Here is a 12,569-nt window from a genome sequence, read left to right as displayed (position 1 = left end):
ATGCACACCAAAGACGATGTGAGGGCCACGATCAGACAGCTCTGGTTGCAGGTGCTCGGGCGCGACGAGCTGCAGGGGGACGTCGACTTCTTCGCGGCGGGTGGTAGCTCGCTCAAGTCGCTCATCCTGCTGACCGAGCTGAACGAGGCCTTCGCGACCGAGTTCGAGATCGCCGAACTGGTCGACTGCCGGACCATCGACCGGCAGTCCGACGCGGTCTGGAACCGGATCGCGCGAGGGGCGGCTGAGGTCCGCGAGGAACAGACCGTGATCGTGCCGTTGTCCAGGGCCGGCGACGGGAGCGGACAGGACGCTCTCCTGGTCGCGGTGCACGATGTCAGCGGCGATGTCTACGGCTACACGAGCCTGGCCGGGGAGCTCTCCGGCCAGGCGGACCTGTACGGGGTCAAGTTGGCTCACGAGCAGTTCGACGCCCCTCGGGCACTCACGATCGCCGGATTGGCGGGCGACCATGTTGCGGCGATCGAGTCGACGTTCGACGAGTCCCGGCGGCTGGTGATCCTCGGGTGGAGCCTGGGCGGGCTCGTCGCGTTCGAGATGGCGAAACTACTCGACCAGCGGGGACGTCCGGTCGAGCGGGTGGTCCTGGTGGATTCGCCGTACGAGCTGTACCTGCCTGCTGCCAATGGCGCCGGGCACGAGGACTTCCTTCCCGGGCCCGAGCGGGCGCTGCTAGACGAGTTCGGCTGGCTCGCCGACGACAGGCCGCTCTTCCCCGACGGGGCAACCGTGGAGGTCATGTGGCGGTCGGTCCGGGCGCGCCTCGACACCCCGGCCAGGGAACGACTGGCGGCCGCGCTCAGCCGCCGCTTCCCGTTGATGGCCCGGGTGATCCCGCACCTGGCCAGTCTGAACCCGGCGGAGTTCGTCGGCTACCTCAACCGGTTCCGCTCGGTCCTGCAGGCGGGGCGGGCCTATCGACCCACCGGGACGACGGCCGCCCCCGTCGACCTCCTGACTGCGACCCGGTCACGCAACTTCGACCCGCGCTGGTCCATCCACACTTCTGGCACATTCCGGCGGCGATCGCTGGACGGCGACCACTTCTCGATTCTTGACCGACGATCCGCCCGGGACACGGCCCAGGCGGTTCTCGCCCTCGACTCCCGGTAGCAGGGCCTGGCTCAGGCCCGCCTTGGAGGTGCGGCAGGGACCCGTCGGGCGAGTGCTGAGAGATGGTAGCTCGGGTACGGTTGTCGATGGCCGGCAGCTGTGGGCGTCGGCTGGGCAGCAGCAGTGGCGCTTGGGGCGGCTGACCGGGGAGGGAGCGGGTGTGGTGCAGCGGAGAGCCCTTGTGGTCCGAGGCGGCTGGGAGGGGCACTGGCCGGTCGAGGCGACGGAGTTGTTCATCCCGTTCCTCGAACGCAGCGGATACGTGGTGCGGGTGGAAGGGTCGATGGAGATCTACGCCGACGCCGCCGAACTGGCCGGTACCGACCTCATCGTGCAGTGCGTGACGATGTCGCAGATTACCGGGGAACAGGTGGCGGGTCTGGCCGCGGCTATCGCGGCCGGGACAGGGTTCACCGGCTGGCACGGCGGCATCGTCGACTCGTTTCGCGCCTGCTCGGACTACCTGCACCTGGTGGGCGGCCAGTTCGCCACCCATCCGGGCATCCAACCGTGCGAACGTAGTGGCGCGGAGAAGGACAACTTCCTGCCCCACTCGGTCACCATCACCGACCTCGGTCGGGAACATCCGATCACTGCGGGGATCGAGGACTTCGACCTGGTGACCGAGCAGTACTGGGTGCTGCACGACGACCTGAACGATGTGCTGGCCACCACTACCCACCCGACGCAGGTGTGGCACCCGTGGCACCGGCCGGTCACCTCGCCGGCGATCTGGACCCGAACCTGGGGCGCCGGGCGGATCGTCGTGACGACTCCGGGACATAGCCTCGATGTGCTGGAGCATCAGTGCGTCCGTACCGTCATCGAGAGGGGGATGGTGTGGGCGACCCGCACGGCATCGGCGTCGTAGGTCTCGGAGTCATCTCCCGCGCCTACCTGAACACGCTCGCCAACCACCCCACGGTGCGGGTCGTCGCGCTGGCCGACCTGGACGCGGCCCGAGCCGTCGCTGCCGCCGCCGCGATTCCCGGTGCCGAGGCGGTGAGCGTCGAGCGACTGCTCCATCACCCCGACGTGGCGACGGTACTCAACCTCACGATCCCGGCGGCGCACGCCGAGATCTCCGGCGCGGCGATCGACGCCGGCCGGAACGTCTACGTCGAGAAGCCGCTCACCGTCAGGTTCCCGCAGGGCCGGTCGATCATCGACCGGGCGGCGTCGGCCGGCGTCCGCGTCGGTTGCGCGCCGGACACCGTCCTGGGCACCGGTACGCAGACCGCCCGCGCGGCGATCGACAGTGGCCTGATCGGGCGTCCGCTCGCCGCGTCCGCCGTCATGGTCACCCCAGGGCACGAGCGCTGGCACCCCAATCCCGACTTCTACTACGCCCCGGGCGGCGGCCCACTGCTGGACATGGGGCCGTACTACATCTCGGCGCTGGTCCACCTGCTCGGGCCGGTCCGTGCCGTGATCGGGGCGGCCAGCCGGCTGCGCGACGTCCGGGTCATCGGCTCGGGACCCCGCCTCGGTCAGCGGATCCCGGTCGAGGTGCCGACCCACGTGACCGGTGCGCTGGAACACGCGGGCGGTGCCCTGACCACCCTCACGACCAGTTTCGACGGGGTCGCGACGACGGCCGCCGCACCGATCGAGGTGCACGGGGAGAACGGCACCCTCGCCGTACCCGATCCGAACACCTTCGACGGCGAGGTCCGCCACCTGGCGCTCGACGGCCCCGGGTGGCGGACCGTCGAACCGCGGGCCGGCTACGTCGCCGCCGCCCGAGGGATCGGCCTGATCGACCTGATCCGGTCCGACGTGATGTGTCCACCACGGGCCAGCGGTGAGGTGGCGCTGCATGTACTCGAGATCATGACCGCCCTGCTCCGATCAGCCGCTGAGGGCCGACGGGTCGAGCTGACGACGGTGGTCGAACGCCCCACACCCGTCCCGTTCACCCCGGCCGAGGAGTGGCGGTCAGCCCTCGCACCCGGGCGCTGAACAGACGAGGTCGACCGCAGTGGATACTCCGACAGGGAGGCGCGGTTGGACGCGCTCATAGCTGGCACGCTGGCCCTCGTGCTGGCCGGCGTGCTGGTTACCGCGGCGGCGGGGCGCTGGCTGGCGGGGAGGCTCAAGCAGCCGGAGATCGTCCTTGAGATCACCTGCTGCCTGTTGCTGGGCGCAGTGCTGGTGTCACAGGTGGGCTGGGGCGCGCCGGAGTCCGCAGGGCGGGAGGTACTCGAGTTTCTGGGGCACTTCGGTCTCGCCCTGTTCCTGGTGAGCGCCGCCCATGGCATTCGGCAGGGTGGCGGACGGCTCTCTGGCCGAGCCGTGGCCTGGTTGTCAGTGGGGTCCACCCTGCCGGCCATGCTGTCCGGTGTACTGCTCGCGACCTGGGTGTTGACGGTCGGCGGCCCCGACCTCCGAGGGGAGGCGTCGCCCACCGCGTTGACACTCATGCTGGCTGTCTCGCTGGCGGTCACGGCGGTCCCGGTGCTCGCCGGCATCCTGCGGGACCGGCGGATGGAGAACACCGAGATCGGCCGGCTCGCGATGACCTCAGCCGTGGCCATCGACGCGGTAACCTGGGTGTTGCTGGCCGTCGCTATCGGTCTCGCCACCGGACGGGACGGTGCCGTCAAAGCGGTCGCCGTACTCCTCTGCGGTATTCCAGCGGTGCTGGCGGTCCGGTGGATCGCCCGGACCAAGGCACTCGATACGCTTGCGGACCGCTACCCGCACGTGGCCATGATCTTGGTCGCTGTCATCGCTTACGCCGCTTCGCAGACCACCAGAGGGCTCGGTCTCACCGAGATCTTCGGGGCTGTCCTGGTGGGCTTCGCCCTTCCCGGCGACGGGCCCTGGGCGCGGGTGAGCCGCCAACTGGGCCGGCTCGGTCGCCTGCTACTTCCGGTCATGTTCACCCTTACCGGAACGGCGCTGGCGGCCGGCGTGCCGAACGTCGTCTCCTGGGAGGCGATCGTCATCGCGACCGTCCTTGCGATCATCTCGAAGCTGGCGGGCAGTTATGCGGGTGCCCGCCTGGGTGCGCAGTCGCGGCTGGCGAGTCTCAAGCTCGCGGCCCTGATGAACACGCGCGGCCTCACGGAGATCGCCGTGCTCCAGGCCGGTTACAGCGCGGGCATCCTCGCTCCCGGCCTGTTCCTGGCGTTGATCGTCATGGCGTTGATCACCACCGGTCTCAGCGGCCCTCTGCTGTGGGCCGTCGACCGCTATGCCGGTGCCCGTGCGGCGAGACTGGAGCCGGCCTCGTAGATATCGGGCGGTGGATCACCTCCCTAGCCTACTGCGCCATCCGCGCTCTCCCGCTGGACGCCGCCAACCCGGCCGGCTACGTCCCGGACCGTATGTCGTTCATCCCGGAGGAAGGATGACAGTAGTTGCCGGAACTCGAGCGGGTGCTCGATCGCCGGCACGTGCCCGCATCGGCCGAGCACGTGCAGACGGACATCGGCCAGGTGTTCGAGCAGGGGCAGGGCTGCCGTCGCGAGCGGGGTTACTCGGTCCTCGGCACCGTGGACGAGCAGCACCGGCGCGCGGACCTCTGCCAGCGTCTGCGCCGAGAGGGCGAGCTCGTCGGCCCACCGCGCCCTAGGCGGAGGGAACAACGACGCGAATGCGGCCGCACCCGCCCGCATCACAGCTGCGCGGGCAGCGACGGCCGACTCGGTCACGAGCGCCTGGTCGAGGACGAGGCGACTCAGCATGTCTCGTGCTCCGAGCGGGCTGGCGGGGGCGGCCCAGATGGCGTCGAGGTCGGCGGAGAGCGGTGCCCCAGGGGCGCCCATCGTCGAAACCGCCACGACACCGGTGACTCGCTGGGGGCGCGCCGCCGCCAATGCCAGCGCCACGGCACCTCCCATGGAGTGACCTACCACGGCATAGGACTCGATACCGAGAGCGTCCATCAGTCCTGCGGCCTGCTCCGTCCACAGCCGGAGCCCACCTCGGGAGCCCGCCGGCACGGGTGTACCGCCGAACCCCGCCTGGTCAGGAGCCACAAAGTGCCAGGATGTGCCCAGCGCCTGCGCCGTCGTCGCCCAGGCTCCGGACCCGGTCGTGCCGGGTCCGGAGCCGTGCAGCATCAGCACCGCAGGCCCGGTGCCGATCTCCAGGACGCGGACGGGGGAGCCGTCGACTGTGACGGTCCGAGATGCCGTCACCGGTGCCGGCCAGGTGTGCTCATGCCGATGCGGGCTTGACGGACTTCGAGAAGAGCTCCATCATCGCCCTGCCGAATTGCGGCATGTCGGGCCATCCGCGGCAGGAGACGAGGTTGCCGTCCACGACGTCGGGAGCGTCGACGACCGTAGCGCCCGCGTTCTCCATGTCCCCGGTGATGGGCGGGAAGCACGCCGTCCTTCGCCCCTTGAGCAGCCCGTACACCGCTGGCACCTGCGCGCCGTGGCACACCAGCGCGATCGGTAGGTCACGCGCGAAGAAGTGCTCGGTGATGCGCCTGACGTCGGCGTCGACCCGGATCCACTCGGGGGCACGTCCCCCGGGGATGATGAGGGCGTCATAGCGTTCGACGTCGACCTCGGCCCAGGGCACGTCGACCGGCAGCTTCCGGCCGTTCTTCTCCACGTAGGCGTCGGAGCTGGGGTCGAACTCGTGGATGACCAGCTGTATGTCACGCATCGTCCGTGACGAGACGTCGACGTCCCAGCCGCCCTCCTGTACGCGGTAGTAGGGATACATGGTGTCGAGCTCCTCGGCGGCGTCGCCGGTCAGGAGCAGCGCTCTGGGCACCTGCTTCTCCTCGCATCGTGGGGCTGCATGAGGCAGATCAAATCCGATCCGATCCGATCTGAGCTAGCATTCCTCGGCCCAGCCCGCCCGTCAAGCCTTCACCGCCATCCCGTCCGCGGCCTTGGCCTCGTCGAACAGTCGTCTGAACCGCTCGCCGGACAGCAGGATGTGCCGACGCATGGCGTAGGCGGCCGCGTCGGGGTCACGCGCGGCGATCGCGGCCAGAACTTCTTCGTGCTCGGCCATGGCCAGGTGAGTGACCTGGGTGTCGTGGAGCAGCCGGAACAGGTGCACGTGAGTGTGCAGGCGAGCGAGCGCTTCGCGGATGACCTGGTTCCCCGCGCTCAGGGCGACGAGATCGTGAAAAGCGGCGTCGCGTAGCCCGAAGGCGCCGTAGGCCATGCGCCCGTTGCCCCCCTCCAACTCTGCCATCTCCTCCAGCATCCGTTGCAGGCCGGCGACCTGCTCCGAGCTCGCGCGTTCAGCGGCTCTGCGCGCCGCTGCCGGCTCGAGGAGCAGTCGGATCTCGAGCATGTCCTCGAATCGGCGCCGGGTGATTTGAGGTGGAATGCGGTAGCCGGCATGTGGTACCCGCACGACCAGGCCCTCGGCCTCCATGCGGTTCAGCGCGTCTCGGATCGGCGTCTGCGAGACCCCCAGCTCTCGCGCCAGGACGTCGATCGTGACGCGGGAGCCAGGCTCGATCCGTAGTGACATCAGCTGTCCGAGCAGCGTGTCGTACACCTCGTCGGCAAGCCGGCCGCGAGATCGTTCCGGCGGCACTCCGCCCGTCATGGCCCCGCGGCCCCGCGCGGTCATCGCTCCGTCGTCCATCGTGACGTGAGGTCCCTTCTTGCGTCTGCGCGAACCTGTTGACATCGGTCGCGACGCTCCTGCATGCTGACGCCGTCCCCCAAATCGTATAGGAACGGTGACGGAGGCTGGCTTCCTGCATCATCGCCGAACCGCCTGCCAGCGCCCTACTCCGATCACCTGAGCTTCCATGAGCATGCTCGGCGCCCTGCTCGGTTCGCCACCGGGCCGCACCAGGACCGAAGGGCTTCTCGGCTGCATGACCCCGGTACGTCGCGGCGTACTCGTGGCGCCGGTCTGCGGGTCGTCCCCCGCGACAGCACGGCAACACGCCTGAACAACGCAGCGACTGCTCGGCGAAAGCATGCGGCAGGGCTCCAGAAGTCCCCTCTTAGAAAGCAGGCAAATAAGATGCGATATAAGAAGCAAACCGGACGACTCGCCTTTACCGGGCGGAAGGCTCGGATGGCGACGGCAGCCGTGCTGGTCGCCACGATGGTGGCGGCCTGCGGCGGCCAGGACGACGGCGGGCAGGGGAGCGCCCCGAAGGCGCCGGCGACCATCCCGACGCTCACCGAGGACCCGCTGACCCTCAGCTTCATCTGGTTCGACTGGCCGCCCGCTCAGGCGCTGGAAGACTTCGCGAACGAGGAGTACGCGAACGAGCGGCCGAACGTGACCATCAAGGTCAACACCGTGCCGAACGCGAACTGGCACGACGCGATGTTCACCCAGTTCGCCGCGCGCAAGACCGACTTCGACATCGCGATCCTGGACTCGCAACACATCGGCGAGGCCGTGACGAACGGCAACATCCTCGACATCACCGACTTCGTCAACGAGAACATCGACGTCGAGGCATACGACCCGTACCTCCTGGCGGCCTACGGCCAGTTCCCCCAGGCGGAGACCGGCCAGCGCGACGAAAACGCCAGCCTGTACGGCCTTCCGCTGCTCGGCGACACCTGGACGATGATCTACCGCAAGGATCTGATCGGCGAGGAGCCGCCGGAGACCTGGGACGAGATGATCTCGGTCGCCGAGAAGTGCCAGGCGGACAACCCTGGCGTCAGCGGGCTGGCTTTCCACCAGGCCAACGGCTCCGACGCCGCAGCCGTAATGTACAACACGGTCAACGGTGTCTACGGCGGAAACCTCTGGAACGCCAAGGAGCGCCAGATCGAGGGCGTCCTCAACGACGAGGCGGGGCACGAGGCGATGGACGTCCTCGTCAACAAGATGAAGCCGTTGACCGCCAAGGGCTCCGGCAACTGGTTCATCGACGAGGTGAACGCGGCGGTCGCTCAGGGCAAGGCATGCATCGCGTTCAACTGGATCGCCGCGAGCGGCGGCCTGCTTGACCCGGAGCAGTCGACGCTCGGCACCTCGCGCGAGGAGATTCTCGACAAGCTGGGTTTTGCCGCCCTGCCAGCGCAGAAGACGAACCTGGTGCCTCTCGGCGGCATGGGGATGCACGTGTCGGCCTACGCCTCCGAGGCGAATCAGGCGGAGGCCCTGAACTTCATGAAGTGGTTCGAGCAGGCTGAGATTCAGAAGAAGTGGGCCTCGGCCGGTGGCGTGCCATCGCGCACGGACGCCCTGGAGTCGCCCGAGTTCCTCGATGCCCAGCCGTTCAACCAGGTGTACACCGACTCGGTGTCACGGATGCGGGACATGTGGAACGTGCCCGAGTACGCGCGCCTCGTTGACATCGAGAACACAAACGTGAACGCGGCTCTCAACGGTGTGAAGACGCCGAAGGAGGCGCTCGACGACATCGCCAGGGAACAGCAGAGCGTGCTCGACTCCAGCGGCCGCGAGGGTGGCGGCGGACTGTGAGTGACTCCGCCCCTCTGACGACCGACCGCCCGGTGCAGGTGGCATCCGCGACGCCACCTGCACCGGGGTGGTCCCGCCGATTGAGTGACCGCGGGCTCGCCGTGGCCTTCATCGCTCCCGCCTTGCTGCTGCTGCTCGCAATGTCGGTATTTCCGTTGCTGTGGGCGTTGTACCTGTCGTTCACCGACTACTCGGCCACTCGCGGGGGGCCAGCCCACTTCATCTGGTTCGGAAACTACACCGCCGTCCTGACTTCGTCGCAGGTCCACCAGAGGGCCTTGACAACGTTGATCTACGTCGTCGGTGCGGTCACCCTGCAGACCGTGCTCGGTTTCGCCATCGCGTACCTGATCTCACGGCGCACGCACGGGCGAGGAGTGCTGACAACTCTGTTCCTGGTTCCGATGATGCTGTCGCCGGTCGTGGTCGGGCTGTTCTGGCGATTCATGCTCGACACGCAGTTCGGCGTGATCAACAGCATGCTCGGCTCGCTCGGTCTGGGGCAGGTGGAGTGGCTGACCCAGCAGCGAACCGCACTGTTCTCCCTGATCCTGGTCGACACCTGGCAATGGACGCCGTTCATCATGCTCATCGCACTTGCCGGCCTTACCGCGGTCCCCAAGTACCTGTACGAGGCCGCCTCGATCGACCGGGCGTCCGAGTGGTTCCGGTTTCGCCACATCACTCTTCCGCTGGTATGGCCGCTGCTCCTCATCGCCGTTATGTTCCGGGCCATCGAGGCCTTCCGGCTGTTCGACCTCGTCTACATCCTCACCAGCGGAGGTCCGGGTGTCTCCACCGAGACGCTGTCGTTCCACGTCTACAAGGTCGCGTTCCTGGGCTTCAACACCGGAACCGCATCGGCGTACGGGATCCTCATGGTCCTCGTCGTCATCGTCCTCTCGCAGTTCTACCTGCGCTACCTGAACAAGCTCAAGGAGGACTGATGGCCGTCGCCATCGACGAGGCCGTGTCCACAGGTCCTGCCCGGGACAACCCGCCCCCAGCGCGCCGCCTTCGTGGCCGAGGTCGTTCAGTGCTGGAGGTCGCGCTGCTGGCCGTGCTGGCCGTCGTGATGCTCTTTCCGGTGCTGTGGATGATCGAGACGTCCATCAAGGAAAATCGGGACGTCTACGCGATCCCAGCCAAGTTTCTTGGTTTCACGGTCACCATGGACCACTTCAAGGACGTGTTCGTCGGCTCAGCCGGCGGTCGCTCATCCTTGTCCGTCGCGTTCCTCAACTCCATCATCGTCGCCGGGGTCTCCACAGTGTTGGCCACCGTCCTGGGAGTTCCGGCAGCCTGGGCCTACTCACGCTTCGCTGTGAAGGCCAAGAAGGACCAACTGTTCTTCATCCTGTCCACCCGCTTCATGCCGCCCGTGGTGGTCGTTGTCCCGATTTTCCTGATGTACCGTCAGGTCGGACTCATCGACACCAAGCTCGGGCTGATCCTCATCTACGCCGCGTTCAACCTCCCGTTCACCGTCTGGATGATGAAGGGGTTCGTCGACGAGGTGCCTGCGGAGTACGAGGATGCCGCCATGCTCGACGGCTACACCAGGTTGCAAGCGTTCTGGCGATTCACCCTTCCCCTGCTCGTGCCCGGCATCGCCGCGACAGCGGTCTTCGCGCTCATTTTCTCCTGGAACGAGTTCGTGTTTGCCATCTTCCTTACCTCCAGCGACGGCGTGCGGACGGCCCCGCCCGCCATCGCGGGCCTCATCGGGGGCACCACCGTGGACTGGGGTCTGGTGGCTGCTGCCTCCGTGGTGTTCGCCCTGCCGGTGCTCGTCTTCGCCTACCTGGTGCGTAAGCACCTAGTCGCCGGTGTGACGCTCGGGGCGGTGCGACGCTGATGGCGGGCATCGAGGTGACTGCGCTGCACAAGCGCTACCCGGACGGGACGGTCGCGGTCGAGCACGTGGATCTGTCCATCGGCGACGGCGAACTGTTCGTGATGCTCGGTCCTTCGGGCTGCGGCAAGACGACCACGTTGCGGGCCGTAGCCGGTCTGGAGAGGCAGACGACGGGCGACATCCGCATCAGCGACACCCTGGTCAACGACCTGCCGCCCGCCGAGCGCGACATCGCCATGGTGTTCCAGTTCTACGCTCTCTACCCGCATCTGAGAACCCGCGACAACCTGGCGTTCCCCCTGCGGGCCGAGGGCCTACCCAAGCCGGAGGTACGCGAACGGGTCGACGAAGCCGCCCGGCTGATGCGGCTCGGTCCACTCCTGAACCGACGGCCGCGCCAGCTGTCCGGTGGGGAGCAGCAGCGTGTCGCGCTTGCCCGCGCCCTGGTCCGACGGCCACGTGCGTTCCTCATGGACGAACCTCTCACCAACCTGGACGCGGAGCTGAGGGCGGACATGCGTACCGAGATCAAGCACCTGCAGGGGGAGCTGGGGGCGACGATGGTCTACGTCACCCACGACCAGGTCGAGGCAATGTCGCTCGGTCATCGAATCGCCATCCTGAACAAGGGCCGCGTCGAGCAGATCGGCACGCCGCTGGAAGTCTACGACCGTCCGGCGAGCCTCTTCTGCGCCGCGTTCATCGGCTCCCCGCCGATGAACCTGATCGAGGTGGAACTGGTCGACGGGAAGCTGCGCAGTCAGGGCGGACTGGTTCTCCCGCCACCGCCAGGCCTGCGGCGCGACCGTCGCGTGGTCGCAGGCGTCCGGCCGGAAGCACTGGAAGTCACCGGACCAGGGGCGGACCGTTCGGTCCCGGCCCGCGTGGTCTCGGCGGAGTGGCTGGGCGACGAGATCATCTACGTGGTCGACCACGGCGGCCAGCGTGACCTACGGGTTCGGATGCCACCGACTGTCCGTTTCGCCGCTGACGTCCCGGTCGGGTTGCGGCACATCGGCGGAACCCCGGCGGTCTACGACGTGAGCACGGAAGAGCTGGTGGCCTGATGGGAACCGTGGCAGTGGACGGGCTGTGCAAGTCCTTCGGCAAAGTCCAAGCCCTGGACGGGGTGACGCTGGACGTGCCGGACGGCTCGTTCTTCGTCGTGCTCGGACCCTCCGGGGCAGGCAAGACGACGACCCTGCGAGCGATCGCCGGCCTTGAGAAGCTCGACGCCGGATCGGTTCATCTGGACGGGAGGGACGCGACCGGCGACACCCCGGCAGCACGCGACCTGGCGATGGTGTTCCAGAGCTACGCCCTCTACCCGCGACACACGGCGTACGAGAACATCGCTTCGCCGCTGCGGGCACGCCGCTGTTCTTCGAGCGAGATCGCCGCTGCCGTCGAACAGATGTCGAGCCTGCTGCACATCGAACGGCTGCTGCAGCGTCGGCCCGCTCAGTTGTCGGGCGGTGAGATGCAGCGCGTCGCCCTGGCCCGGGCGCTGGTCCGGCACCCGCGCGCGTTTCTCATGGACGAGCCGCTGACGAACCTCGACCTCAAGCTCCGCGTCGAGATGCGCACCGAGCTCACCCGCATCCACCGCAGCCTCGGCGCAACCTTCGTCTACGTGACCAACGACCAGGTCGAGGCCTTGTCCATGGCCGACCATGTCGCGGTCCTCAAGGAGGGGAAGGTGCAACAGGTCGGAACGCCGACCGAGGTGTACGAGCGGCCAGCCAACCAGTGGGTCGCGGGATTCGTCGGGAGCCCGCCGATCAGCCTGCTCGCCTGCCGCGCCGAGGGAGACCGTCTGGTGGGTGCGGACGGCTGGACACTGCCGAGGCCCCGCTGGACCACGGCTGAGGACGGTCGTGCGCTGCTGCTGGGCCTGCGCGCCGAGGACCTGTCCGTCGAACGGCGTGGGGACGCGTCGTTGCCGGGGGAGCTCTACGGGCTTGAGCCGCTCGGTGACCGCACGGTGGTCGACGTTCGAGTGGGGACGGAAATTCTCAAGGTCAAGGCACGGCCCACCGTCACCGGCACGCCGGGCGAACGGCTGCTTGTCACGGTCGACCTGGACCGTGCGCACCTGTTCGACGCGGGCACCGGGCTGTCACTGTCCGAGGCGGGGCGGTAGCCGTGTCGGACGCGATCGCCGAGGTCCCGCTGGAGATCAGCAAGA

Annotated in this window: 12 protein-coding genes; 9 read left to right on the top strand and 3 right to left on the bottom strand. The window is 68.0% G+C overall.

Annotation, left to right across the window (positions count from 1 at the left end):
• Positions 1-18: 18 nt before the first annotated feature.
• The 4 genes from O7621_RS22000 to O7621_RS21985 all read left to right on the top strand — a co-directional run bounded on the left by O7621_RS22000 (position 19) and on the right by O7621_RS21985 (position 4,374).
• Positions 19-1,134: a thioesterase domain-containing protein gene (locus O7621_RS22000; RefSeq protein WP_282231006.1), complete on the top strand. Its 1,116-nt coding sequence runs from the start codon at positions 19-21 to the stop codon at positions 1,132-1,134.
• Positions 1,135-1,294: 160 nt separating this feature from the next.
• Positions 1,295-2,005: a ThuA domain-containing protein gene (locus tag O7621_RS21995; protein WP_282231005.1), complete on the top strand. Its 711-nt coding sequence runs from the start codon at positions 1,295-1,297 to the stop codon at positions 2,003-2,005.
• Positions 1,975-3,096, top strand: coding sequence for a Gfo/Idh/MocA family oxidoreductase (locus tag O7621_RS21990; protein WP_282231004.1), 1,122 nt, complete (start codon positions 1,975-1,977; stop codon positions 3,094-3,096). Before O7621_RS21995 ends, O7621_RS21990 begins: the two co-directional genes overlap by 31 nt.
• A 45-nt stretch (positions 3,097-3,141) precedes the next feature.
• Positions 3,142-4,374: a cation:proton antiporter gene (locus O7621_RS21985; protein ID WP_282231003.1), complete on the top strand. Its 1,233-nt coding sequence runs from the start codon at positions 3,142-3,144 to the stop codon at positions 4,372-4,374.
• A gap of 23 nt (positions 4,375-4,397) precedes the next feature.
• Here the strand turns inward: O7621_RS21985 and O7621_RS21980 are convergent, their stop codons facing one another.
• The 3 genes from O7621_RS21980 to O7621_RS21970 all read right to left on the bottom strand — a co-directional run bounded on the left by O7621_RS21980 (position 4,398) and on the right by O7621_RS21970 (position 6,705).
• The gene (locus O7621_RS21980) at positions 4,398-5,204 is read right to left on the bottom strand and encodes an alpha/beta hydrolase (protein WP_282234684.1); all 807 of its coding nucleotides are present in this window, start codon (positions 5,202-5,204) and stop codon (positions 4,398-4,400) included.
• 97 nt (positions 5,205-5,301) lie between these two features.
• On the bottom strand, positions 5,302-5,871 hold the full coding sequence (locus O7621_RS21975) for a DJ-1/PfpI family protein (RefSeq protein WP_282231002.1): 570 nt from the start codon (positions 5,869-5,871) through the stop codon (positions 5,302-5,304).
• A gap of 90 nt (positions 5,872-5,961) precedes the next feature.
• Positions 5,962-6,705 (bottom strand): GntR family transcriptional regulator, encoded by a 744-nt coding sequence (locus O7621_RS21970; RefSeq protein WP_282231001.1) that lies wholly within the window; start codon positions 6,703-6,705, stop codon positions 5,962-5,964.
• A 444-nt stretch (positions 6,706-7,149) separates the two neighbouring features.
• Here O7621_RS21970 and O7621_RS21965 point away from each other — a divergent pair, with 444 nt between their 5' ends.
• From O7621_RS21965 to O7621_RS21945, 5 genes are read left to right on the top strand one after another with little or no spacing between them, the layout of a single operon-like run.
• The gene (locus O7621_RS21965; protein ID WP_282231000.1) at positions 7,150-8,523 is read left to right on the top strand and encodes an extracellular solute-binding protein; all 1,374 of its coding nucleotides are present in this window, start codon (positions 7,150-7,152) and stop codon (positions 8,521-8,523) included.
• A complete protein-coding gene (locus O7621_RS21960; RefSeq protein WP_282230999.1) occupies positions 8,520-9,470 on the top strand; it encodes a sugar ABC transporter permease in 951 nt (316 codons plus the stop codon). The genes O7621_RS21965 and O7621_RS21960 overlap by 4 nt, the downstream gene beginning before the upstream one ends.
• Entirely contained in the window at positions 9,470-10,381 is a 912-nt protein-coding gene (locus O7621_RS21955) for a carbohydrate ABC transporter permease (RefSeq protein WP_282230998.1), read from the top strand. Before O7621_RS21960 ends, O7621_RS21955 begins: the two co-directional genes overlap by 1 nt.
• A complete protein-coding gene (locus O7621_RS21950; protein ID WP_282230997.1) occupies positions 10,381-11,448 on the top strand; it encodes an ATP-binding cassette domain-containing protein in 1,068 nt (355 codons plus the stop codon). The genes O7621_RS21955 and O7621_RS21950 overlap by 1 nt, the downstream gene beginning before the upstream one ends.
• Positions 11,448-12,524 (top strand): ABC transporter ATP-binding protein, encoded by a 1,077-nt coding sequence (locus O7621_RS21945; RefSeq protein WP_282230996.1) that lies wholly within the window; start codon positions 11,448-11,450, stop codon positions 12,522-12,524. Before O7621_RS21950 ends, O7621_RS21945 begins: the two co-directional genes overlap by 1 nt.
• The last annotated feature ends 45 nt before the right edge of the window (positions 12,525-12,569 follow it).

Source organism: Solwaraspora sp. WMMD937 (assembly GCF_029581175.1).
In the GTDB taxonomy this organism is placed as follows: Bacteria; Actinomycetota; Actinomycetes; order Mycobacteriales; family Micromonosporaceae; genus Micromonospora_E.
This window is presented reverse-complemented; position numbering and strand designations above follow the sequence as displayed.

Excerpts from the sequence above, each read along its gene's own strand:
- O7621_RS21980 (WP_282234684.1), bottom strand. The coding sequence starts at position 5,204 with ATGCTGCACGGCTCCGGACCCGGCACGACCGGGTCCGGAGCCTGGGCG.
- O7621_RS21970 (WP_282231001.1), bottom strand. The coding sequence starts at position 6,705 with ATGGACGACGGAGCGATGACCGCGCGGGGCCGCGGGGCCATGACGGGC.
- O7621_RS21965 (WP_282231000.1), top strand. The coding sequence starts at position 7,150 with ATGGCGACGGCAGCCGTGCTGGTCGCCACGATGGTGGCGGCCTGCGGC.
- O7621_RS21955 (WP_282230998.1), top strand. The coding sequence starts at position 9,470 with ATGGCCGTCGCCATCGACGAGGCCGTGTCCACAGGTCCTGCCCGGGAC.
- O7621_RS21950 (WP_282230997.1), top strand. The coding sequence starts at position 10,381 with ATGGCGGGCATCGAGGTGACTGCGCTGCACAAGCGCTACCCGGACGGG.
- O7621_RS21945 (WP_282230996.1), top strand. The coding sequence starts at position 11,448 with ATGGGAACCGTGGCAGTGGACGGGCTGTGCAAGTCCTTCGGCAAAGTC.